This window comes from Nostoc sp. (assembly GCF_036917095.1).
In the GTDB taxonomy this organism is placed as follows: Bacteria; Cyanobacteriota; Cyanobacteriia; order Cyanobacteriales; family Nostocaceae; genus Nostoc.
The window spans coordinates 1-24,894 of the sequence record NZ_JBALFH010000013.1 but is presented as its reverse complement, the minus strand read 5'-3'; the positions used below and the strand labels follow the sequence as shown (position 1 = coordinate 24,894).

Below are 24,894 nucleotides of genomic sequence, written 5' to 3'. Positions count from 1 at the left end.
GTAAAGATTAGGGAAAGTGAAGAGTGAAGAGTGAGGAGTTATTAATTTAAATTCATAGCTATCCCAGCCCCCAGTCTTCATTCCCCAATTTCAGATACCTGAAAAATCGTACACTATAATGTCATACGCTGGGGGTCGAGGCTGAAGCTTCGCTCTTCATTGACGATAATTAGAATCTAAACCAAGCTAGAAAAGGTATTGCACTAATAAATCAGGTGAATTAACTTATGTTTTAAAACTTTGATTTCAATATAGGGAAAACTTTGAGTATAAAGAGTTAAGTAATGTATATATCAGGTAGTCATGCTCTGCTACAAGTCTAATGCTCAAGTCTTGGCTACCGATCTTAAATTTGTTTTATCTAGTCTGTTGGAACCGCACAAGGTATTTATAGAATGAATGTCTCAGCAAGTTTAACGCCGTTCAACAGTCCAACCCAAGAGTCAGTGCCGATGATTCTGGACACTTTACCAGATCCTGCGATCGCTTCCAAGACGTGTCCTCGAAGAACCCGGTTGCAAATTGACCTGATTTTATTAGCAATTGAAGCTTTAGAGCTTGGTGGTTCGGAAGCAATCCTGGCTTTTGCTCAAGAGTTGGATTTAAAAGGAATTGTTAAAGACAGAGTGAATTTATGGCGAATGCGTAGCTCTAACCCGCTACGAAGAGCGCACATGCGCCGTCCCTTAACTATTATGGAAGCAAAAGCTCTGGTGGTTATTGCTTGCTATATAGCACGACGTTTAACTGTTGTCATCCGTCAGTTACTAATGATATGTCAACAAATGGAAGAAAAGCAGATTCCATTAGAACAGAATTTGCGTCTATCTAATTATCTAGAGCGGTTTAGAGCGCATTTTAAGAGCCGGATGAATGCTCGACGTTCTGGTGTACTAGCATTAACTTCTGATGAAAAATTAGATGAGCTAGCGATAAATTTGTTAGGACAATTACTATTTTGTACTGGTACAGCTGGAATGCAGCGATTCTGGATTAGTCTTTTTGACGGTGAAGTGGAATGAATATTCAACGTAAGTACAGTCTACCTAATTGTACACTGCTTTTAGAAGGTCTAAGTGATGTTACTAGGGCGGCACATTTTCAGGAAATGCGCCCAGAATTATCAATATTGGTAAATGCAGAATGCTATTTATCTGGTTATAATCAACCCCTAACGGGTGGGCGGGAATTTTTTGAAAGTTTGGTGAGGGCTGTTAGTGGCTATGCCCAAGAATTTTTAAGTACTGTACCCAATCCGCAAGCACACAACCAAGAATCGGAGCTAGTAGAGTTTCAGAAGGTTGATAGCAACCGACACAGGTTAATTATCCATTCAGAGGGGACTCCAGAGGGGTTCGATCGCTCTAACAATTCTAAACGTCCGCCTATTGAAATAGATTTGAATACGGTGCAGTTGTTTGATTTAGTGGAAGCAGTGGATCAGTTTTTTGCTGATACCCAAACTTTACCAGAACTTTCCTTAGAACTACAACCAGTTACCAGACGCTATGGCGGTGCTAGTCAGGCTGTAATCAGGCAGGCTGTTCCTGCTGCTGTAGGTGTGTCAAGTTTAGCAGTAGCAGCGATCGCCTTTAACTTGATTCCACCTCCCCAAATGCGTCCACCGCAGCCTAAAACAGATGAGCAAACTAGCTCTACAACAAACAATATCGCTCCTCCAGCATCAGCTGCTGCAACTCCCATCGCTGCTGCAACCCCCACACCAACGCCCACAGCTAATACAAAGCCAGTAGTTAAAGATTTAGAAGCACTTTTAAATACAGTTCCAGAAATTACCGATCCATCCCAGTTACGTGCATTAAATCGTCAAGTTTATAACCAAGTTCATCCAGCTTGGGCTAATCGCTCAGGATTGCAACAGGATTTGATCTATCGTTTGGGTGTAGCTGCGGATGGAGCGATCGTTGGTTATAAAGCGGTGAATAAAGAAGCGAATTTAGGAGTGGGGCAAACTCCTCTGCCTAACCTACTTTACAATCCTGCTAACCGCGCTCCCATTTCCAATGAACCGATCGCTCAATTTCGAGTAGTGTTTACTACAAAAGGTGTACTAGAAGTTAGCCCTTGGCGGGGATATGCTACGACACCACAAGTAGTCGGTGCAAAAATTACTGACTCTAATATAGTCAAAGGTTTAAACCAAAAGCTTTATAGTACAGTTCGCCAAACCTGGACTGGTACCCACACCTTTACGCGAGATTTGAAATACCGGGTAGCGGTTAACAAAGATGGTGTAATTGCTGACTATGAACCACTCAACCAAGTTGCCTTTGACTATTTTCGGGAAACACCCCTTCCCAAGATGTTCAACGATATCTACGGTTCCAATGTAGCAGCTCCCAACGATAAAGAACCTCTCGCCCACTTCCAAGTGATATTCAAGCCTAACGGCAAACTTGAAGTCACTCCTTGGCAGGGATATCAGTAATTGGGCATGGGGTAATGGGAAGAGAATTAATTCTCTATTCCCTATTCCCTATTCCCTATAGATTTTAGATAAGCATTAAGCTTGGGTAATAGTTCATCAAGAATTGGTTTAAATCTGCTTACCTGTTCATTTGTCAATAACTGTCTGGCGTAGGCTAACCTCAACCAGCTGATAGTTTCATACAAAGAGCCTCTTGCAATCTTGACAAAACGTCGATTGTCTTGGTCGTTGTACCTACCTCTACCTTCTGCAATGTTTACACAAGTACCATCAGCAGACCGAACAATTTGCTTGCCTAGTGTATAGACCTGTTGCAAAAGTCCCTAACACCCCACCTACGGTGTACACACAAGTCGTTCTCTACCCACATTTTTGTCGGAGTGAAACTGTCACACTCACCGATATCCCGCCCAGAACTGAAGTTCTGGGCTGATAGCCCAAGTCCACGCAAGCGTGGACTGAATCGATTATTTAGTCCACGCTTGCGTGGACTTTAGCTATGAGACTCGGAATTCATTCCGAGGCGGGATAGAAACGCAGTGCGAGATTTATTAATAAAAATATGGCTGCGGCAAGACTTGTATGTACACCGTAGGGTAAGGGGAGGGGAGCGTTTACGTCAGCAAATGCGGGGTGGGGTTCTTTATTTTTGATTTATGCAAGAGGTCTTATCTTTAGTGAAATTGTCCCATTCCTTTACAATACGCCAAATTTCATTAGCTAGCTTTTGGGCAAGTTGATAAACTTCTAAGTCCTCAAAATCAGGTCTTCTCACAAAAGTCCATCGATGGTGTATCGATCGATAATTCCCAATGCCCAATGCCCAATTCCCAATTACCTTGTAACCCGTCTCATATAATTTCCCCACAACTGAGCTGCTTGAGCGCTGCTACCAGATGTAGGGGAATTATTGTCGTTTCCTAGCCAAACACCAGTTACAAGCCGCCGACCGGGGATAAAACCTATGAACCATAAGTCAACGTTTTTATCAGTCGTGCCAGTTTTACCCGCTTCTCCCAGCCCAATGGCAGCACTACGACCAGTACCTCTTGCGATTACACCGCGCATCAAACTAGTCATTTCATCGGCGACATCATTTGTCAGTACTCGTTTGTTGGCACCTGGATCTTGGTCGAAGGAGTAGATTACACGACAGGTTTTGATATCATTGCGATCGCTGCAATCACCACTGTCTAAAATTCGGCTGATGGCATGGGGAGGATTCAACACGCCGCGATTGCCAATAGCGCCAAAAGCACCAGTCATTTCCAAAACATTGACTACGCTTTGACCAAGTACCAAGCCGGGAACTGGATCGAGGTTTGATTTTATCCCCAAACGCTGCGCCATTGCCACAACTTTATCCAGCCCGACTTGTCTAGCAACTCGCAAGGCGATGGGATTTTCTGAAAGCGCTAGCCCGGTGGCAATATCTAAACTAGTGTCAGCACCAGCACGACAAGGTTTATAAGTAAAGCCTTGCCAAGTTAATGGGGCGCAGGAATAACTGTTGGATGGCGAAATTCCCTGTTGAATGGCGGCAGTGTAAGCAAAGATTTTGAAGGTGGAACCTGGTTGTCTTTTGGCTTGAACAGCACGATTGAATTGACTTTTTTTGTAATCAGTCCCGCCTACCATTGCCAGGATACTGCCTGTACTAGAGTCAAGAGTGACTACTGCTCCTTGAGAAAAATTAAAAGTTCTACCAGAGTTGTTGACCGAATTACTTAATGCTGCTTCTGCTTGCCTCTGTATGGCTGGATCGAGCTTGGTTTCAATGATATAGTTTCCCTCTCTTGCAGCTCCCTCCCCTAAAATTGATTCGAGTTCAGAGAAGACATAACTGTAAAAATAAGGTGCGATCGTTTTAGCTTGCTGTTCGCAGACTTTAGGACTAATTTGGACAGTGGAGCGTCTAGCTCGGTTCGCATCCTCTGCTTTAATTTTGCCCATCTCCAGCAACCGCTTAATAACGCGATTCCGGTATTCAGCTGCTTCTAGCTTATTTGGCCCATCCCCACAGAAATCAAAAGCGTTGGGAGCAGGTAAAATTCCTACCAACGTTGCTGCTTCTGCTAAAGTTAATTCCTTAGCCGACTTCTCAAAGTAATATCGGGCTGCATCCTCAAAGCCAGAGGTATCTCCCCCCAAAAAAACCCGATTTAAATACATCAGCAAAATATCGTCTTTGCTGTAGAAAGTTTCCAGCTTCAGGGCGACAACTGCCTCCCGCAATTTGCGTCCAAGAGTATCCTGTCTGCCTACATACTCGCGGAACAAACTGCGGGCAACTTGCTGGGTAACAGTACTGGCTCCTTGTTGCACATCTCCGCTGCGGCTATTGATTAACACCGCTCGTAAAATTCCCAGAGGATCGACCCCAAAGTGCCAGTAATAACGACTATCCTCTGAAGCCACTACAGCAGCAGGCAAATAAGGCCCAAATTCCTCTAAACGCTTCATGTCTACATGAGAGGTAGTCCGAGGCTCTCTCAGCGGGGTGGCTCCATCACGGGCGTAAACAACTACTGGGGCGCGTGTAGCTGTAGGTAGAGGTTTAACTGAAAATTTTAACCATTCGACACCAATCACTAACGCGAACAGGGCACTGGCACCACCGACACCATAAGCTGTCCAACTTGCAGCTTTAACATACCAGGCTGGTGGATCGACGTATTGCAACCGTACAGAAGCGGCGAGTTCTGGGGGCCCCAGAGTCAGAATATCGCCGTGACGCAGTTCCAGGGAACTAACCCGACGCTTGCCACGATAAATGCCATTAGTGGAATTTTCGTCTTTGATGACGAAAACTGGTGTGCGTTGAGTAGAATTCCGGGATAGCGACAGGTGAATTTGGCTGACAACAGGGTTACGGATGACGATATCGCTGGATTTGGAGCTACGACCTAGAATATAGCGATCGCCCAACAGTGGATATACCTCTGCTTTATCCGCCCCCGCATCCTGCACCCAGAGTTCTGGTACCTTGGCATTAGGCTTGAGCGCCAATTTAGAAAAATCGACCCTAGCTTGAATAGTATGTACCGCTTGAGTCAGTTGACCTAGTAACGTTTGTGGCTTGTGAGGGGGTTGGGGAGAACTCATCGGCTATTCACATCACACTTTTTAGTGAAGAATCGGGCGAATTACAATTTTAGATGTTAGTCTTTCATCATTTTACTCATAAGCCAAAGCATAAATTAACTATACTGAACTTTTTGGACTAATTTATACTTTATCCTGGCTTACAACTAGAATCATTTTGTTAATTTAGTCACTTATATTCTGAGGTACAAATTTTTTTCCATTCTAAAAGGCTTATTATATCTACTGTTATTAGTTCAATAACTACAAACATGAATTTTAAATTTGTAGTTTTAAGCACTAGTAGTGAATAAAGAACAGATTTAATTTTTACCAATTTACATATCCACACATTCTGAAATAAACCTAAATATCTTCATTTAGGAAGATTTTCTAAATCTTATTGTCTGTTTTAATGGGGCGAGTGTTCCGTTGAGGTTAATTTCAGAATGATGGGAAAATCTCTGACCATGATTGGTACAGCTCTATCTTTGGCGCTCAGTGCTAACATTGCTGTAGCCGAATCCAGTAAATCCCCCATAGCCCAATCCAGTAGCGACTCCACTAGTGCACCAACGGAAATCAAGATGTCGCCAGAAGGGATGAAAATTCTGTGCGAGTATTTTCCGCTAAACTCCCGCTGTCCCGGCGGCACAGCTGCCACACCTAGCGCTCCTGGTGGCACCACGGTACCAGCAGAAACCACGCCCAGCACAACAACACCAGATAGCACGACAACACCTGGCACAACAACACCAGATAGTATAACTGCACCAGATAGCACAACAACACCTGGATCTGGCACTCCCGAAGGCACCCCAGCACCAGGAACCGTTACCCCATCCGAACCTGGCGCACCTGGCGCTCCTAGCAATTTAACTCCAGGACCAGGAACCATTACCCCATCTGAACCTGGTGCACCTGGCGCACCTAGCAACTTAACTCCAGGACCAGGAACCATTACCCCATCCGAACCTGGCGCACCTGGCGCACCTAGCAACCTAACTCCAGGACCAGGTAGCTCAACTTCACCCGATTCTGGCACTCCTGGCAGCACTACCGAACCAGGTAGCTCAACTTCACCTGAGTCTGGCACTCCTGGCAGCACTACCGAACCAGGTAGTACTCCAAGTACTCCAAGTACGCCAAAAACTCCTACCACAGGTAATTAAATTAAAAGCTGAGGCATAATCTGAATACTAGTTTGCTATCAGCGATCGCTAGTGCATCTTGACCTCTTGCACTAGTTATGCAACTAGTTTAAGATGACAAACCAAAACTGCTGAAACCTATAGATCGAGTCTTCCTATATAGGACTGAGCAAGGGTTGGAGTAATCAATAGCCTGGGATTAATCATCCCAGGCTTAATAGTTTAATGCGATCTGCCAGTTGAAGTCGGTGTTTTTTGCAAGGAAGCAATTAACAGGCAAACAATACCGATACTAATAAATGAATCTGCCACATTAAATACAGCAAAGTTAATCAGGCGAAAATCAAGAAAATCAACGACGTAGCCTAAAACAAAGCGATCGATCCCGTTGCCCATAGCTCCACCTAAAATCAAGCCATAGCCCAACTGATCCCACAAATTTAACGTTGGCCCCAACAAGGCTAATGCTACTAATACTAAACTCACTCCTAAAGATAGCCAGCGCAACCACTCTACTTTCCCACTTAACAGACTAAAAGCGGCACCAGTGTTAGTGACGTAGGTAAAGTGAAATATTCCAGGTAAGAGTGGTAGTGTCTGCCCCAAGCTAAAGGTTTGCACCACCCAGTATTTTGTTATTTGGTCTAAGAAAAAAGCTATGAAGGCAGAAATCCAGAAAAGGCGATTTTTTAAACGCATGGCGAATTAGTCATTGGTCGTTGGTCATTGGTCATTGGTCATTGGTCATTGGTCATGAGCTTTTGACAAATGACAAAGGACGAAAGACAATGAACTAATAAAACATTAAGTGACGCAATACATATGCTATTACAGTAACGGCACAGAGCACAGTTAGTTGCCCTGGTAGTGCAAACCAGGAATATCTGAGGATTGCTTGCATCAAGGGTAGATTTTCTGTACCTTTCCAGTGAAAAATATAGCTAATAATCAAATAAGTAATGCCGCATAGGTGGAGAGTTAACAAGCCACAGATACAACTAAAGGCGAGAGTTTCTAGTCGAGGTCTAGCTTTAAAAGCGAACAACCCACAAATCCAAGCTCCAGGAATAAAGCCTAGTAGATATCCAAACTGAGATAGCTTAACATAACCAATGCCGCCGCCATCGGCAAATACAGGTAATAAGGTTAACCCCATCACTAAATAGGCAATTTGCGAGAGCGCACCGGCATTTTTGCCCCCTAAACAACCCACCAACAATACTGCGCCAATTTGAAAAGTGACACCTAAAGAAAAAGTCTGAATTCCGTGCTTACTCCAAGTCCAAGGTAAGGTGATGCCATAAGCTTCTAAGAAGGTGCCACCCATTGTCAGGAGTAAGCCAATCATAGACCATAGTAATTGATTGGAAGCAGCAAACATTTATCAGGCAACTAAAGAAAAGCAAAAGGGAAAACCAACAGCAAACAGTATATTCATTATTGAAATGAATGTGCTGATATCTTAAGAACTAGCATATTTTCTTTTGCCTTTTCGTTATATAATTTTTCAGTTTTGCAAATTGCCACTGAGGTGTCTATTGTCTGATTTGATTGACTGAAGGGCGTTCTGGATTCTAGTATTTGACCTAAAATATAGTAAAATCAACATCATTGAGCTTAGTATTTGTACTAATATTTCAAAGCATTGCCTAAATTCATTGGCTATAAAGTGCTTATATTTACATCCTTTTTTCATGAATTGACCAAGGGAATTACACTATCAATAAAGTTTTGTAAATAAGTACAAACAACGTAGTATAGTGCTATTTGCATCTTAAAACTAAAGCAAAAGTATAAAATATATCAAGCAAAACCCGAAATAAGGGTTTGCTCTTCATCAAAAAAACAAGCATCTTTTTTACTTTATTAACCTATTGTTAATCTTTATTGTTGTCCTTTAGAAGTATCTTAGAAACGCTCACCTGAAAAGTTACTAAAAAATTGATAGCGATGCTCTCACGTCTTAGTGCAATAAAAACTCATCGCCTCACAGGTTCAATTTCAGTGTTAGCACTGACAATCAGCCTAGCAGCTTGTGGCGGACAGCAAAGCCAAGATACAGCCACCAAGGATACGTCTTCTGGCACTGCTACAGATACTACTGCCTCTAGCCCAGCTAAATTAGACCTTGGCGGAACCGTAAAGTTAAGCGGCGCTGGTGCGTCTTTTCCAGCTCCACTGTATGATACCTGGTTCACAGATTTAAACAAAAAATATCCAAATTTGCAAGTTGACTATGCATCTGTTGGTAGCGGTTCTGGAGTTGAGCAATTTATCAAAGGCACTGTAGACTTTGGTGCCAGTGATGTTGCTATGAAGGATGAAGAAATCCAAAAAGTACCAGCAGATAGGGGTGTTATTTTACTGCCTGTGACTGCTGGTAGCATCGTGTTGGCTTACAACTTGCCTGATGTTCCAGAACTCAAGCTCCCACGAGCCGTTTACGCTGATATTCTACTAGGCAAAATCACATCTTGGGATGATGCCCAAATTGCCAAGGCTAACCCAGGTGTAAAGCTTCCTAAAGAAGCAATAACGGTTGTTTATCGTTCTGATGGTAGCGGAACTACGGGTGTGTTTACAAAACACCTCAGCGCTATCAGCCCTGAGTGGAAGAGTAAAGTTGGTGAAGGCAAAACCGTCAACTGGCCTAAGGGAGTAGGTGCTAAAGGTAACGAGGGTGTTACTGCCCAAATCCAACAAACTCAAGGTTCCATTGGCTATGTCGAGTATGGCTATGCCAAACAAAATAGTCTCAAGTTTGCTGCTTTGGAAAACAAAAGCAGTAAGTTTGTTGTAGCTAGTGAAGAGTCAGCCTCTAAAACTCTCGAATCAGTACCTCTACCCGCAAATCTCCGCTCTTTCATTTCCGATCCCGAAGGAGCTGATTCCTATCCCATCGTCACTTACACCTGGATTTTGGCTTACAAGAAATATCCCAATGCGGCAAAAGCCAAGGCGATTGAAGCTGCGATCGAATACGCTTTAACTGATGGTCAGAAACAGGCTAGTGCATTAGGGTATGTTCCTCTACCTGCCAACGTCATTACAAAGGTAGCTGCGGCGGCTGACCAAATTAGTCCAGAGTATAAAATTTCTGTCGCCAGTGGTAGTAGCGCTAGCAAGTAAGCAATTACACACAGATGTCAAGTAGTAACTTTGAATACGGAGTTACTATTGTATTTAGTTTAAATAGATGATGAGGCGACAATTTTACTAAATCTGTTTGCCTCCCACATTTTTCTCTGATTTAACTCTGAAAGTCGGTATTCATGACTACAAATTCTCAAAATCTGTCATCAGCGATGAAAAATCGCTCTAGCGCAGAAAAATCCTTAGATTTGGGTTTTATTTGGCTGACTAAAATTTTTGCTTTTGGGGTTGCTGGGACTTTATTATGGATCGGGTCGCAAGTTGCAATTGCCTCTTGGCCTGCTATCCAAAAGTTTGGTGCTGGCTTTTTAGTCAATACTACTTGGAATCCGGTTAATGATACCTATGGGGTGCTACCTCAAATTTATGGAACTCTCGTGAGTTCTTTTATTGGTCTGCTGATAGCAGTCCCAATTGGTGTTGGTACTGCGATTGTATTGAGCGAGGATTTTTTACCTGCAAAAGTGAAACTGGTACTGGTTTTTGCGGTAGAACTACTCGCAGCTATTCCCAGCGTTGTCTATGGCGTGTGGGGTATTTTCGTTTTGGTGCCAATATTAACCAGCCTGGGAAAATGGATCAATGGTTACTTTGGCTGGCTGCCATTTTTTAGCACTTCTCCTACAGGGCCAGGAATGTTGCCAGCAGGAGTCATATTAGCGATTATGACTTTGCCTATCATCACAGCTTTATCCCGCGATGCCTTGATTTCTGTACCCCCCAGCTTGCGCCAAGCCTCTATAGGGCTGGGAGCAACCCGCTGGGAAACGATTTTACAAGTTCTTATCCCAGCAGCCTTTTCGGGGATAGTTAGTGCTGTGATGTTGGGACTTGGCCGCGCAATGGGAGAAACAATGGCTGTAACGATGTTAATTGGCAACTCCAACAACATCAGTCTCTCTCTTTTTGCACCAGCCAATACGATTTCTTCTCTACTGGCAAATCAATTCTCAGAAGCTAGTGGTTTGCAAGTTTCGGCTTTAATGTATGCGGCTTTAATTCTATTTTTCTTGACACTAGTGGTCAATATTCTGGCAGAGTTGATCGTTCTGAGAGTCAAGCGAATATAGCTTAGTTTTGGGTTAAATTATGACTTCTAATTTTCCAGAGCGCAGTTTAACTCGCTCCGCCACGTCTCAAAGAACACTGTTTAATACAGTGATGACCGTAATCGCTTTTACCTGCGGAGTATTGGCACTTGTTCCTTTGCTAGCAGTACTTTCTTATGTGATTATTAAAGGCTTTAGCAGTCTGAATTTGGCCGTGTTTGTGGAATTGCCACCCAAAGCTCTCCAAAAAGGAGGAGGCTTTGGTAATGCCATTTTAGGCACGCTGCTGATGGTAGGAATTGCTGCCTTGATTAGTATCCCCTTTGGAGTTTTAGGGGCGATTTACATCACAGAATTTAGTTCGGCGAAAGTGGCTAGATGGGTGCGTTTTGCAGCTAACGTCCTGAGTGGAGTCCCCTCAATTATTGCTGGGGTATTTGCTTATGGGATTGTAGTTTTAACAATGGTAAAGTTGAACTTAGGATCGTATTCAGCTCTAGCTGGAGGGTTTGCACTGGCAATTTTGATGTTGCCAATTATTCTGCGAACGACTGATGAAGCTTTGCAGTTAGTATCGCAAGATTTGCGACAAGCATCTGTAGGGTTGGGAGCGACTAACTTTCAAACAGTGAGTCAAGTAGTCTTACCAGCAGCTTTACCAGCAATTGTAACTGGAGCAACGCTAGCGATCGCTAGAGCCTCTGGAGAAACCGCACCTTTACTATTTACTGCTCTGTTTTCCAACTTTTGGCCCGATAGCTTATTCCAACCAACAGCTTCCCTTGCTGTTTTGGTTTACAAATATGCCATCTCTCCATTTAAAAATTGGCAATCACTAGCTTGGGCAGCATCTTTGATTTTGGTATTAATGGTTTTAATCACAAGTATCATCGCTCGCTGGGCAACTCGTCAAAAAGCTTAGTAAACAAACATCCACAGTGCAGATCCCAATCGCTTAAACGAACACTAAACTTAATTTATGGCTACTAATATTAGCACAGTGAATGGTACTGAAACAGTTTTACACACCGAAAATCTCAACGTTTACTACGGCAAGTTTTTAGCCTTACAGAATATTTGGCTAGATATACCGAAAAATCAGGTTACAGCCTTTATCGGCCCTTCTGGCTGTGGTAAAAGTACGTTGTTGCGATGCTATAACCGCCTCAACGATCTGATTGAGTCATTTCGGGCAGAAGGTAAAATACTTTTTTACGATAAAAACTTGTATGCATCTGACATCGATCCTGTAGAAGTCCGTCGTCGGATTGGGATGGTGTTTCAAAGACCAAACCCATTTCCAAAATCAATTTATGACAACATTGCTTTTGGAGCCAAAATCAACGGTTACAAAGGTAATATGGATGAATTGGTGGAACGGAGTTTGCGCCAAGCGGCTTTGTGGGATGAAGTCAAAGATAAATTGCGACAAAGTGGCTCGTCTTTATCTGGTGGACAACAACAGCGGTTATGTATTGCTCGAGCGATCGCAGTACAACCTGAAGTTATATTGATGGATGAACCTTGTTCCGCCCTCGACCCTATTTCCACCTTGCGGGTTGAAGAACTAATTCACCAACTTAAAGAGCAATATACCATCGTTATCGTTACCCATAACATGCAGCAAGCAGCGCGGGTTTCTGATAAGACAGCCTTTTTTAATGTTCGGACTACAGAGACAGGTGGTCGTAACGGCTACATGGTAGAGTACGACGCAACAGAAGTAATTTTCAACAATCCTAAGCAGCAAGACACCCGAGATTACGTTAGCGGCAGATTTGGATAAATATTTTACCTTGTTGATTGATGTAAAAACAATGAGGGATACTCGGAAATTGAAGCTGTGCGATATTCCTCTAGTTTTTTTATTTGTTCGCTAACCTTAGCGTAGGTGTAGCCCGCCGCAGGCATCGCTTTGATCGATAATGCCTGTCTGGGTCAAGAAAAGCAATAATTAAGCTGTTTAACATCAGAATTGCATTAACTGGACACACTGTACAACAGAGCGACACATAGCGTAGTGCTAGTGTTGGCTCTCCTCGATATTTATTCCGTACTTGTGGTCTTGCGATCGCTACATAAGTAGGCATTCCAAGATTTAATACTTAACTTTTAACTGCTTATTTTAACAAACCCAGAATTGCTTCTTGCAATACGGTATTTTAGGTTTTTCCTTCTAAGCGGGCGGCGGGAATCGAACCCGCATTAATAGCTTGGAAGGCTATAGTTTTACCACTAAACTACGCCCGCGAATTTCCAACCCTATAAACATAACACAGCTTTTGCAAAAATTCAAGTATTTATTTTGAATTGGCAGATTGGATTTTGATTCGTACATACAGATTGCTCAAACCTGGTTTTGTGCCATCGTTGTTGTGAGCAGCAAGAAAGTTTTCTGTTTTGAAAACTTCGCTGAGGACTTGCTCGTATGTACTTTTTTCACTTTGCAGTCTTGCTGGTTCTATTTCTAGAACTACAGCCTGTTGAAAGTTGCCATTGTTATCAATTATCAAGCTAGCCAAGAGATGTGCTGGCTCAAGTCCAGAATCGTGGACAAGAAAGCTTGAATCTAATTGTTTTGTGTTGCTTCCTTTGTATAAAGCGATAACGTCGGGTAAAGCATCTTGTCGTAATCTTCCTGTTTGTATCAACTTACTCACTTCATCCCTAAGCAAAGGAGCTACTATTGCTACCGATCCTCCCTGAGTCGAAGTTGGTGATGCTCCTTGAGTCGGAGTTGGTGAAGTTTCTCTAGTCGGAGTTGGTGATGCTCCTTGAGTCGGAGTTGGTGATGCTCCCTGAGTCGAAGTTGGTGAAGTTTCTCTAGTTGGAGTTGGTGATGCTCCCTGAGTCGAAGTTGGTGAAGTTTCTCTAGTTGGAGTTGCTGGAGTTTCTTTAGTCGGAATTGGTGGATTTGATGGAATACCTGTTGGTAGTGGCTTTCCCTCTCCCAGTTTGATTTCTTGACGGCGGTTCCAAGGTAGATTCCCGACTGGAACTGTAGGTGTGGCTCTAGGTTTCGGTGTAGATGTAGGTGTTGGCGTCGGCGTAGGTTTCGGTGTAGATGTAGGCGTTGGCGTCGGCGTAGGTTTCGGTGTAGATGTAGGCGTTGGCGTCGGCGTAGGAACTCTCTGTTGCCTAAAGGGTTTGCGATTAGGTTGAGAAGCGTAAATTCGGCTCTTTTGCTGGAGATTATCCGCAGAATTGATTGCGCCCAAATCTTGATTTCTGGGCGTAGTTTGTGCAGTTTGTGATGAACGTGCTGGTACAGACTTTTGAGTTGAGGATAGCGGCTTTGGTGAAACAGTTTTGGCTGTTGATTTTGATTTGGTTATTGATTTTGTTTTAGGAGTAATGTCTATCAATTCAATAGGAACAGCAGATTGACTTTGCTGGGGAAACCACAGACTAAATGCATTAGATGAGCGCATCAGCCAGAACGCCAGCAAGTGCAGAGAGACTGAACCTATAACGACAGAAATCCACAAACCTGGTGGATCGGTATGTCGTCTCCAGACCTTGGCTGGAATTGGAGTTTTGTCTGCAACCGATGGTGTCATATTATAGAAACTGGATATGATTAGGCACTCTTACTCATTGATAATGCTTTAAAATACCAGTCTAAATTTTAGCGATTAACCATTACCTCTGGTGTCACAGCGAAAGTCAAAACTGTTTCATCTACTCCTTTAAGTTCTAGCGGACTACCTTTAGTAATTTCTTCTTCCTGCAAATAATCTGCCACAGCAGCAGAAACCAGGATCGTACCGGGAACAGCAGCAGCTTGCAACCTTGCAGCAATATTCACACTTGGGCCAATAGCAGTATAATCGGCACGTTCAGCGCCACCAAACATTCCCACAACAGCAGTACCTTGGTGGATACCGCACCGAAACTGTACGCTAGTAAGCCTGTCACCATCGAATACACCTTGCTCTCGCCAGCGCTGGTTCAACTCAGCCAGCGAGCGGTGCATTGCTCTTGCTGTATTAATGGCACGACGCACTTGTTCATTAGGGGTTAATTCTTCTGGCGCTCCATATAAAGCTAAGATAGCATCTCCCATAAATTTATCTACAGTGCCACCATTGCCAAATACAACCTTGGTCATGGCTTCTAAATATTCATTTAGCAATTCTGCGACTCGTCGGGATCTGAGAGTATTTGATAACTGTGTAAAACCCACGATGTCACTAAACAAAACTGTGATTAAGCGTGGTTCTGGGCGCAAATCTAACGTTAAATCTCCGGTTGCGGCTTTTTGCACCAATACAGCTGGTAAAAAGCGCTTTAGCACCGATTCTGTTAGATAAGTATTTAACTCCACAATTCGTCGTTCATTTTCTTTCAATGCTAAAAGATTCCGAACTTCCGCCAAAAGTTCCCGATCGTTGAATGGTTTTGCTAAATAAGCATCCGCACCATGTTCTGTACCTTCGATGCGGGTTTCCTCGTCAACTTTTGCTGTCAGCAGAATGATTGGTATTCCTTTTAACTTCTCCTCATTACGGATCATTTGAATCATCTCAAGTCCGCTCACCAAGGGCATCATTAAGTCAGTCACAATCAAGCTGGGTATAATTTCCTTAGCTCTACTGTGCCCTTCAGAACCGTTACGAGCCGTCTGTACGCGATAGCCATTGCGGCGAAAAATCTCAGATACATAGGTTCGCAAATCCGGGTTGTCATCTACAACTAAAATTGAGTGCTGAGTCTTAAGTGCTGAGTCTTGAGTATCAATACTGGGGGGAGATTTTATTGTAATATCTTCAATATTGTCTGTTGTTGACTCTACCAGTTCTAAATCAGCCAATTCTACGCTAGCGCGGCTCGTGTTCAGTTCGGTAGGCGTTTCTAGTACTTGCTGTGCGGGTAAATGAGCATTTCCAGTCACAAGCCATAAACTAAAGGTAGTGCCTTGTCCGTAAACCGATTCCACAGTGACTTGACCACCATGTAATTCGACCAATTCTTTAACTAAAGCTAAACCCAAGCCACTACCTTCATATGAGCGGTTTGCTGAACCTTCAGCTTGGCGGAAGCGCTCAAATAGGTGGGGAATTTGTTCTTTAACAATACCAATTCCAGTATCTTGGACTTGCAAGATGCAACGATCGCGCTCAGATTTTAGTCTGACACCGATCGTGCCACCTTCGGGAGTAAACTTCATGGCATTTGACAGGAGGTTATAAACCACCTTGTCAAATTTTTCCATGTCCAAGTACACCGTAGAACATTCCTCTAACTGGGTGACGAGATGCAGTCTCTTTTTCTCACAGTAGGGACGAAAAGATTCTACTATTTGGCTGACAAATTCTACTAAATCGCAGGGATGGAAGCTAGGCTGCATTCTCCCCGCATTCAGGCGTTGTAAATCCAGGAGTTGATTTACCAGTCGCAGCAGACGGCGGGAGTTACGCAGGGCGATCGCACTTTGGGAATATGATAATCCTTCGCCAGCCGCTACCGCCGACTCTAAAGGCCCTTGAATCAAGGTGATAGGTGTGCGAAACTCATGGGAAATATTTTGGAAAAATTCGGTTTTTTGTTTGTCTAATTCCAGTAAGCGTTCAGCTTGTTGGCGAGTTTTATGATACAAGTGTGACTGCTGGACAGCGATCGCTGCTTGAGCTGCTACTGCTTTCGCCAAATCGATATCAGATGACAGCCATTGGCGTACTTTTTTACCTTCATGTAACGTAATACTACCGATACATTTACCATCAGCTAATAATGGTACAAACATTAGCGATCGCGCTGGCATTTTTAAAGGCAAGTCAAAACCCTGCACATCTGAAGGAGAATGGCTCACATTACCAATTACCACGGGTTCATGTGTCTGTAGCATTTGTTGAAGGATTGGATTCTCCTGTATAGATGCTTCAGAATAAGGCAATCTCGGTGGTAATAGGTGATTCTTGCTACTTGAATTATTGTCTAGGGCTGGCGATGCCTGGGTTGGGCTGTGCCTACGTAAATTTTCCGAATGTTGAAAACTATCATACAAGCCCACACACTCGACAAACTCATCCTCCTCTGTCCACAAAGACAGGATACAGCCATCAACCTGTAAGGCTTGTCCTAATTGCTGGGTAATAGCCGCAAAAATATCTTGGGGGTCTAAGCTAGAGCGAATCGCGCTAGTAATCGTATTAATTAGCGCTTCTCGTTTGGCAAGGGCACGTACTTGTTCGTAAGCATAAGCTTGAGCCAAAGCTAAAGCTGCCTGATCCGCTACCATCAACACTAGCTGCACCTCATCCTCCTCCCAGAAGCGAGGCAGAGAACACTGATGCAGTGCCAGCACTGCCATCAGTTCTTGTTGGCAGATCAATGGCACAACTAAACTAGAGCAAATGTTAGCGGCAGCAAAAGCTGCCTCACGCTGGCGCAGTTCAGGAGTATTACCGTGAATGCGCTCATCATCTATCACATCGTGAATTACCTGGACTTCGCGGGTTTCCCACACCGTCTGAGCCAAAAGAGGCAGAGGGCTGGGGATGGTTGGACTCAGATCCCCCTTTGGAGAAAGAGGGGAATTTACTGCAACTTCCCCTGTGCTCCCCTGCTCAAGAGCTTCTTCAGAAAGAGGCTTCTGATAAATGAATCCTTTATCCGCTAGCTGCTCATCTTGGAAGGGACGCAACAGACAGACATCCACCTCCAACATATGACCCACTGTATCTACAATTGCCTGCAAAATTTGGCGATAGTCTAAAGCACTGCGAATCGTATTTGTGACGGTATTCAGCAGCGATTCTTGTCGGAGTGTGCGGGTAAGTTCGCGGGTACGGGCTTTGAGGACATTATGGGTATCCAAAGCTTGGCGTACCACTGCTTTGAGTTCCTCAGCTTCCCACGGTTTAGTGACATATTTGAATACCTTACCAGCATTAATTGCTTCCACCAAGTCTTCGACATCGGTGTAGCCAGTTAAAATAATCCGGATAATATCTGGATATTGAGTTGCTGTCAGGCTCAAAAATTCTGTACCGCTCATCATCGGCATCCGCTGATCGGAGATGATCACCGCGATCTCTCCCTCTTGAGCCAGCAGATCGAGGGCCGCAGGGCCAGAGTTTGCCCTTAGCACCTTATAGTCGCGATAGAAAGTGCGGTAAAGCAAGTCAAGGTTGTCTGGTTCATCATCGACAACCAAAATTTTAGGCTTACTGTTTGCTTGGGATTTCATGCACCGCTTTCCTGCTGCAACGGCAGTCGGATAAAGAATAATCTGATCAGGTAAGGATTTTTCTGAGTCAGGTGAGAGCAGAGCATTTCGACCAATAAGGCTGTTTGGCTACATGACTGCTGAGTGTAGGAGCGTTTACTCACAGTAATTCGTCTCAATGGCTTGTGCCGATTACCGTTTGCTTTGGTGCAGTGTAATTGCTTTCATAGTCAGTTTTAGTGTTACAGAGTCGATGCTTGCTTGCCAAATTTTCCTTCACGATCTGTGAGCAATGCCTGATAATACATACAGCGCTCATAGCTAGCTGAAAAATCCAGATGAAGCTGCATATTAAGTTTTCCCTCCGCAGCAGTTGTACTAACACTTGCAGGTAAATTTTATTTATGGTAGTCATGGTAGAGTCAGCAATATTAAAACAATAAGATTTAAAGTCAAAGTATACTATTAGACAAATACCTCTTTCTAATTTAGCAATCAGAACTGTCATTAAGACAAGTGGTAGGGGTTAATAAGTTAGAAATTACGAACCTTGCAGATTCTTCCCCAGTATCTGTAAAGCCTGTTCCTATGACCTAGTAGCAAAATTCTGTTAGTGTAGGCAGCAATTGCATAAACAAATTCAGTACTGTAACCAAAGGTGGTTCGCAACCTGAGTTTGTCGCTAGTGTACTTACTTAACAATTTTGTCGGTTATGCCTACGGACAGGTTATGCTATTTATCTACCCATTCACTTAAACCTGTACGACTTTACAGATGTTTTTGTGAGAAACAGACTAATATCCTTCCTACCTAAAGCAAGGGATGCGCCAGAACCTACTGAACTTAAGATTGTAGATTTATGAAGCTGTAACTTCTAAGACTCTTTCAAAAATGCAGGCTACAAAGCCCCAAACTAAAGTGTAAAACTTTGTATCCTCTACAACCAAAAGCACATTAGCAATCTTGGGTCAGTTTAATCTCTTGGGCATATATGAAGTTTTTATTCAGTTTAAATGGTGTCTGAGGATATTTGAGAAAATTTTCGTTGAATAAAATCAATACTAAACTAGCCTTGAAATATCGGTTTTTTCATCCATACCAGCAAGAGCCAATCGATCCAGCTTGCTGCCAATTTCAAATTCGTACAGCTACACCTGCTGATTTGATCGGTGTTGCTCAAATTATTGCTGAAAGCTTTCACTCGCAAAAGGGTATGTGGGGATGGGCATTTCCATTGCTACGTTTGGGTATTTACGAAGACTTAAGGCATCGCATGGCATCACCTCCACCGCGTCATATTTGTTTAGTCGCCTTTGAAACTACTACTGGTACGACTGATAACTTAGTGGGAAGTGTGGAACTGGGTGTACGTTACAGTGATTCGTGGAGCCAGGTTGGTATGGGTTTTCCTTACTTGTCTAATTTAGCCGTTCACCCAAAATACCGTAGACATGGTGTGGCTTCAGGGTTGCTGAGTAGCTGTGAAAAAGTCTCTCGCGAATGGGGATTTCAAGACTTATATCTCCACGTTTTGGAAAATAATCATCAGGCAAGGCAACTTTATTTCAAGGTGGGATATCGGGTGCATAAGGTCGAATCGAATTGGAATACATTTTTACTAGGACGCTCAAGCCAGATGTTCTTACACAAACACCTGAATTCTGATTCCACTATCTGAATTTTATTTTGGCAATTATAAATTTTTATATTGTAATTACTTCGGGAAAAATTTCTAGGAATAGTATTTGATTTTTTAATAAACTCACTACATGTGTGTTCCCTGTTCTCCCTACGCAAGTAAGTTCAGGAATCAAATCGGATTATCATATCACCAAAATAGACAATTAAAGCACAAACTAATCTAATTAAAACACTGCCAAGATTAGCTAAATCTAGCTATTAGGATAGATGCATAAAGTTTCCGAGAATTAGCCTCAGAATTTTATTATTTAGATTTTTTACGGCTCTTCCTATTCATCATATTAATAAAAGTATCACTTTGGAAAACTTCCCTTATAATGATTAAATATTTTATTCTTTTATTTGCCATTAAAAAATAATATTTAAGCTATTTTTATTATATAAATAAATGAATTATCTTGAAAATAACTGTACAATTACTTTAGAAAATCAGCAATCCTCATAATAACTTTGTAATAAAGATATTCATCTTTATAAAAACTTTAAGAAAACCTTCTCCGAATTTGAAGACAATTTTAGCTATATCTCATAAAATGTGATCACTCAATTAGTAAAGAATGCCTATTTATTTTTATCTTAGTTAAATTGACAAAAGACTCTTGATAATAAAAGAATTCAAAAACCTGATTTGACATAACAGCTAGTTCTGTTTTGAAGTGCATAATACTACCAAATTCGTTGAAAGTTTAAAAAACATGGATAGCGAACAGCATCGGCGCTATCAGACCTCTATGTTATCAACTTATTACCCTGAAACTAGTTTCCTTGACTCTGTTGTCATGCCAGATGGAACTGAGCAATCGGAAAGCTCGGATATCCTTACACGTTTACACAGTGGAAAAGTTTTCATCGTCAATAGTCGTAGACGAAATGGATTAATACTCTTTAAACGCTACCACGCAGAGTTTGCTGGACCTGGGGCTGCTGTGGGTGGGGATTACGATTGTGATTGCCAAAGGGCATTGCCTATAGGTAATCTGTCCTTATTAACTCCTGAATCTAATGAAGAACGCCAGAAGGCTTACTTGATTAGGCGACAGTGGATTCGGTTGATCAAACAAATTACAGAAAACCCAGCGCCTGGCCAGCGAGTTCAAAAAATTCTCGATCAATTTGAACAATACTTTCCGCCAGAAATAGTGGCTCTTCTGCCGGATATTGCTTTTGCTCTTTTAGTAGGTGTACTGCCACAAACAGTGGGGATAGTGCGCCGTTTGGGCAGTGAGGTAGATAGCTGATTTAATTACTGAGTGAATTGCTAAAATTCCAAATTTGCTAAAGCAGCTTTTACTCGATTAACAGTGCGGGCGTTTTCCTCTATTGTCCCTACAGTAATTCGCAATCCTCCGCTAATGTGTCGCACAAGAGTGCCGAGTGTTCTAAGTTTCTGGTGGAAAGATTTTAACGCAGTATCTTGTGAACTAAAACCATTTGGTTTAAGACGCAGGTAAATAAAGTTAGCAGCGCTTGCGGTAATTTGTAGTTCTGGTTGCTCGGATAAAATTTCGATGAGTTTGGCTCGTTCGCTCAGGGTTTGGGCAATTGACTCTAGCAAGAGTGTGCGATTTTGTAAAGCAACTAATGCTGCTGCAATGGAGAAGCTAGGGAGATTGTAGGGTAAGCGAACTTTTTCTAAGATGGCGATCGCTTCGGGATGAGCAACGCAATAGCCAACACGGAGAGCTGCCAATCGGAAGGCTTTAGAAAAAGTGCGTAATATTACCCAATTGGGACGTTGTTCTAATTCACCTACTAGGGTAGTTTGACTGAATTCAAAGTAAGCTTCATCAATTACTACCAAAATATGCTCGCTCAAACTTCTTAACCATGCCAACTCTGCCGCAGTTAAGCTATTGGCGGTGGGCGAATTGGGATGCACTACGAAAACTACACGAATGGGGGGATTTTGAGTATTTTCGATGGCGGACTGTGCAGCTTTTAAGTCAATTTCAAAATTTGTTTCATTTCTACCCACCGCCACTACAGGAATGCCTAAAGTTTGTGCCAAAATTCCGTACATAGAGAAAGTGGGATTGGCAACGAGAATTGAACCTTCTCCTCCTAGACAGGTGGCGATTAATAAAGAGCGGATCAACTCATCTGAACCATTGCCAACAGAAATATTGGCAGCAGTCAACAAGGATGATGATAGGGTTGCTGACTGATTGACATACTCAGCGATCGCATCCTTAAGTGTTTCATGTCCGCCATCAGGATAACGATTTGTTTCAATTACTTGCTGATACGTCCAGGCCAGTTTCTCTTTTAACTCAGGTGGTAAATCGTAGGGACTTTCATTGGTATCGAGCCGATCGAACTGTATGGGGACAGATGCGGCTGTATCGCTACTGGGGTGAGGTTTGTACGCGGTGAATTGTGCTAAATCTGACCGGATGAAGGGAAGCATAGTTTTAGTCATTGGTCATTGGTCATTAGTCATTAGTCATTGGTAACTAACAAAGGACAAATGACTAATAACATTAGTTATGTGAGAGTCTAATATTTTACAGCTTCAAGGTAATTGGCAAAAGAGGCGAATTGCCTGCCAAATTTCTTCCATAACATTACCTAAGGCGTGGTCACTGTCGAGTTCGATTAACTCCACCCAAGGGCGCGATTCTGCAAAGTCACGACTGGCTTCGATAGGAATGACTTCATCCTTTTTACCATGCAAAATCAGCGTGGGGATAGGACGTTGCAAAAGCTTTTCTTGGTATTGGGCAGCATCTGTAACGAAATCGTAACTTAAAGGAAGCGATCGCCGCTCCCCATAGTGGTAAATCGTCAGAGATTTTTCCTGTTGCCAAAGCTGTATTTGCTCATCGCCTAGCTTGGGCAACCAATGGGATAAAAACCCAAAAGCTGGTGCTAGCAAAACTAAGCATTGCACTTGTAAATTTTGCTGTCCCAAGTGGGCAGCAGTCAAACCGCCCAAGCTTGAGCCAATGAGCGTTACGGGGATAGGATAAGCAGGAAATTCTGCGGCAACTTGAGTTAGCTGACGAGTGATTGTCAACTTTGAAAAATCACCAGCATTTAAGTCGGGAATTTTTAGCTTTGTCTGAATTTGGGCAAAGCGATCGCCTATATACCGCGCTTTGGCAGAATCAGGGCTGGAAGCAAAGCCGTGAAGATATATGTAGTGCAAGGCTGTAAATAGTTAGGAGTTAAGAATTATTGAGTGTTGATAAATCTTTATTTATCATTTTTTGTGGCTCACTTATAATTCATAACTCACAACTCCTTACTCCTAAGTTTTATTACCGCATTGTGACAAATTCCTCTGCGGCTGAGGGATGGATACCCACGGTGGCGTCAAAGTCTTTTTTAGTTGCGCCCATCTTGACAGCGATCGCCACACCTTGAATGATTTCAGCTGCATTTCCACCCACCATGTGAGCGCCCAACACTTTGTCGGTGTTGCTATCAACCACCAACTTCATCATTATTTTCTCTTGCTTACCAGTTAAACTATGGTACATGGGGCGGAAGCGAGTGCGATAGATTGTTACAGCATCACCAAGTTGCTCCCGTGCTTCGGTTTCCGTCCACCCGACTGTAGCGGCTTCTGGGTTAGAAAATATTGCTGTGGGTACAGTTTGGTGACTGAATTCGCGGCGGTTATTCCCGAATTCACTATCGGCAAAGGCGCGGCCTTCGCCAATGGCTACGGGAGTTAAATTGATTCGATCGGTGACATCGCCAACGGCAAATATATTTGCTTGACTAGTTTGACTATATTCATTGACTGCGATCGCACTTGTGGTTGGATATCCAGGCCCTTCGAGAGAACTAGCGACAACATCAACCCCAGCATTTTCTAAACCTAGTCCATCTACATTAGGAATCCGACCAGTCGCTACTAAAAACACGTCGGCAATTAGTGGTTCTTGGTCGTCCCCTGATAAAGTCAGTTTCAACCCTTCTGGGACACCTTCAACTGTTTTTACCACATTATTCTTAATCAGCCGAATTCCGTGGTTTGTCATCCCCTCTTCGATTTCTATGCGGACATCCTCATCAAATCCCTTTAAAATCTTTTCACCTCTAGTAATTTGTGTCACCTCAGAACCCAAACCGCGCATAATACAGGCAAATTCCGTGCCAATATAACCAGCGCCAATAATAACGATGTGTTTCGGTTGTTCTTTTAGATGAAAGATTTCGTTAGAGGTAATGCCATGTTCCATACCTGGTAAATCTGGCTTGACAGGACGCCCTCCAACAGCAATTAAAATTTTGTCTGCTGTAACTTTACGTCCATCAACTTCTACGGTATGGGAATCTACCAATGTGGCGCGACTAGGAATTAGTTCCACTCCGGCTTTTTCTAAAAAGCTTATATGTAGTTGCGACAGTCGCCGAACTTCCTTATCTATAGATGTAATGAAATATTCCCAGTCAAACTCCACATTACCTACTTTCCAGCCATAGCCTGAAGCGTCACTGAATAGTGCGGGAAAGTGAGAGCCATAAACCATGAGTTTTTTGGGAACGCAACCGCGAATCACACAGGTGCCACCAACTAAATCATCTTCAGCGATCGCCACTTTTGCTCCGTAGCTAGCCGCTCGTTTGGAAGCTGCCAAACCTCCAGAACCCGCACCAATTACAAACAGGTCGTAGTCAAAAGTCATAAATTTATGTATCTCTTTAGCAACAAGTTAGTTCCTGGGAACTTACACAGAGAATGTGATTGAACTATAAAGGATATCCGGTGAACCCTGCATAAATCCTATCCTTGATTTAATCTAGCGTTAGCAGATGTTCTCTCGTAAGAGGGAATCTTACTATTTGCTATGACAGCAATAGAGACAAAAGTTAACACTGATTATAATTCTGCCTCTGGTGCTGAGTATAAATATATGCACCTACACCGTTGGAAAAACTAAGTTTATAAAATATTGCTACAAGTCTAAAAGTCCTAGCCTGGGAGAGTTTCAGGTAGATGGACGAACGACTGGAGGCTCGACGGGAGTTATTACCGGAGGAGTTACCGGAGTTATTACTGGAGGCTCAACGGGAGTTATTACTGGAGGGGTTACCGGAGTTATTACTGGAGGCTCAACGGGAGTTATTACTGGAGGGGTTACCGGAGTTATTACTGGAGGCTCAACGGGAGTTATTACTGGAGG

18 protein-coding genes, 1 tRNA gene and 1 pseudogene are annotated in these 24,894 nt (G+C 43.0%); 9 read left to right on the top strand and 11 right to left on the bottom strand.

Features of this window, described 5'->3' with window-relative positions; all coding sequences use genetic code 11:
• Positions 1–395: 395 nt before the first annotated feature.
• A complete protein-coding gene (locus V7L01_RS02835; RefSeq protein ID WP_335031731.1) occupies positions 396–1,022 on the top strand; it encodes a DUF3038 domain-containing protein in 627 nt (208 codons plus the stop codon).
• Entirely contained in the window at positions 1,019–2,449 is a 1,431-nt protein-coding gene (locus V7L01_RS02830) for a DUF4335 domain-containing protein (protein WP_335031729.1), read from the top strand. The genes V7L01_RS02835 and V7L01_RS02830 overlap by 4 nt, the downstream gene beginning before the upstream one ends.
• Positions 2,450–2,490: 41 nt before the next feature.
• Here the strand turns inward: V7L01_RS02830 and V7L01_RS02825 are convergent.
• The 5 genes and pseudogenes from V7L01_RS02825 to V7L01_RS02805 all read right to left on the bottom strand — a co-directional run.
• Positions 2,491–2,751 (bottom strand): annotated as a pseudogene (locus V7L01_RS02825) (four helix bundle protein); the annotation flags it as partial.
• A 532-nt stretch (positions 2,752–3,283) separates the two neighbouring features.
• Positions 3,284–5,554: a transglycosylase domain-containing protein gene (locus V7L01_RS02820; protein ID WP_335031727.1), complete on the bottom strand. Its 2,271-nt coding sequence runs from the start codon at positions 5,552–5,554 to the stop codon at positions 3,284–3,286.
• A gap of 391 nt (positions 5,555–5,945) precedes the next feature.
• Positions 5,946–6,695, bottom strand: a complete 750-nt coding sequence (locus V7L01_RS02815) for a hypothetical protein (RefSeq protein WP_335031725.1) — start codon at positions 6,693–6,695, stop codon at positions 5,946–5,948.
• Between the two features lie 211 nt (positions 6,696–6,906).
• Positions 6,907–7,383, bottom strand: coding sequence for a signal peptidase II (lspA, locus tag V7L01_RS02810; protein WP_335031723.1), 477 nt, complete (start codon positions 7,381–7,383; stop codon positions 6,907–6,909).
• A gap of 94 nt (positions 7,384–7,477) precedes the next feature.
• Positions 7,478–8,065 (bottom strand): biotin transporter BioY, encoded by a 588-nt coding sequence (locus V7L01_RS02805; RefSeq protein ID WP_335031721.1) that lies wholly within the window; start codon positions 8,063–8,065, stop codon positions 7,478–7,480.
• A 569-nt stretch (positions 8,066–8,634) separates the two neighbouring features.
• Here V7L01_RS02805 and pstS point away from each other — a divergent pair.
• From pstS to pstB, 4 genes are all read left to right on the top strand, one after another.
• Complete coding sequence (gene pstS, locus V7L01_RS02800; RefSeq protein WP_335031719.1) at positions 8,635–9,813, top strand: phosphate ABC transporter substrate-binding protein PstS; 1,179 nt, start codon at positions 8,635–8,637, stop codon at positions 9,811–9,813.
• Between the two features lie 143 nt (positions 9,814–9,956).
• Positions 9,957–10,907 (top strand): phosphate ABC transporter permease subunit PstC, encoded by a 951-nt coding sequence (gene pstC, locus V7L01_RS02795; protein ID WP_335031717.1) that lies wholly within the window; start codon positions 9,957–9,959, stop codon positions 10,905–10,907.
• 19 nt (positions 10,908–10,926) lie between these two features.
• On the top strand, positions 10,927–11,808 hold the full coding sequence (gene pstA, locus V7L01_RS02790) for a phosphate ABC transporter permease PstA (protein ID WP_335031715.1): 882 nt from the start codon (positions 10,927–10,929) through the stop codon (positions 11,806–11,808).
• 57 nt (positions 11,809–11,865) lie between these two features.
• Complete coding sequence (gene pstB, locus V7L01_RS02785; protein WP_335031713.1) at positions 11,866–12,672, top strand: phosphate ABC transporter ATP-binding protein PstB; 807 nt, start codon at positions 11,866–11,868, stop codon at positions 12,670–12,672.
• A gap of 393 nt (positions 12,673–13,065) precedes the next feature.
• On the opposite strand, the gene V7L01_RS02780 is transcribed toward pstB, so the two are convergent.
• The 3 genes from V7L01_RS02780 to V7L01_RS02770 form a co-directional block, all read right to left on the bottom strand.
• Positions 13,066–13,136 (bottom strand) — tRNA-Gly (locus tag V7L01_RS02780).
• A 50-nt stretch (positions 13,137–13,186) separates the two neighbouring features.
• On the bottom strand, positions 13,187–14,446 hold the full coding sequence (locus V7L01_RS02775) for a hypothetical protein (RefSeq protein ID WP_335031712.1): 1,260 nt from the start codon (positions 14,444–14,446) through the stop codon (positions 13,187–13,189).
• Positions 14,447–14,514: 68 nt separating this feature from the next.
• Positions 14,515–18,078, bottom strand: coding sequence for a response regulator (locus tag V7L01_RS02770; RefSeq protein WP_335031710.1), 3,564 nt, complete (start codon positions 18,076–18,078; stop codon positions 14,515–14,517).
• Positions 18,079–19,103: 1,025 nt separating this feature from the next.
• Between V7L01_RS02770 and V7L01_RS02765 the strand changes: the two genes are divergently transcribed.
• Together V7L01_RS02765 and V7L01_RS02760 are read left to right on the top strand one after the other, a co-directional pair.
• Positions 19,104–19,736, top strand: coding sequence for a GNAT family N-acetyltransferase (locus V7L01_RS02765; protein WP_335031709.1), 633 nt, complete (start codon positions 19,104–19,106; stop codon positions 19,734–19,736).
• Between the two features lie 718 nt (positions 19,737–20,454).
• Positions 20,455–20,997: a hypothetical protein gene (locus V7L01_RS02760; protein ID WP_335031707.1), complete on the top strand. Its 543-nt coding sequence runs from the start codon at positions 20,455–20,457 to the stop codon at positions 20,995–20,997.
• A 20-nt stretch (positions 20,998–21,017) separates the two neighbouring features.
• Here V7L01_RS02760 and V7L01_RS02755 read toward each other — a convergent pair whose 3' ends face one another.
• The 3 genes from V7L01_RS02755 to gor form a co-directional block, all read right to left on the bottom strand.
• The gene (locus V7L01_RS02755) at positions 21,018–22,166 is read right to left on the bottom strand and encodes a histidinol-phosphate transaminase (RefSeq protein ID WP_335031758.1); all 1,149 of its coding nucleotides are present in this window, start codon (positions 22,164–22,166) and stop codon (positions 21,018–21,020) included.
• Positions 22,167–22,271: 105 nt separating this feature from the next.
• The gene (locus tag V7L01_RS02750; protein ID WP_335031705.1) at positions 22,272–22,907 is read right to left on the bottom strand and encodes a YqiA/YcfP family alpha/beta fold hydrolase; all 636 of its coding nucleotides are present in this window, start codon (positions 22,905–22,907) and stop codon (positions 22,272–22,274) included.
• Between the two features lie 112 nt (positions 22,908–23,019).
• A complete protein-coding gene (gor, locus tag V7L01_RS02745; protein WP_335031704.1) occupies positions 23,020–24,396 on the bottom strand; it encodes a glutathione-disulfide reductase in 1,377 nt (458 codons plus the stop codon).
• A gap of 311 nt (positions 24,397–24,707) precedes the next feature.
• Between gor and V7L01_RS02740 the strand changes: the two genes are divergently transcribed.
• The coding region (locus V7L01_RS02740; protein WP_335031702.1) for a hypothetical protein at positions 24,708–24,894 on the top strand (187 nt) is incomplete at its 3' end.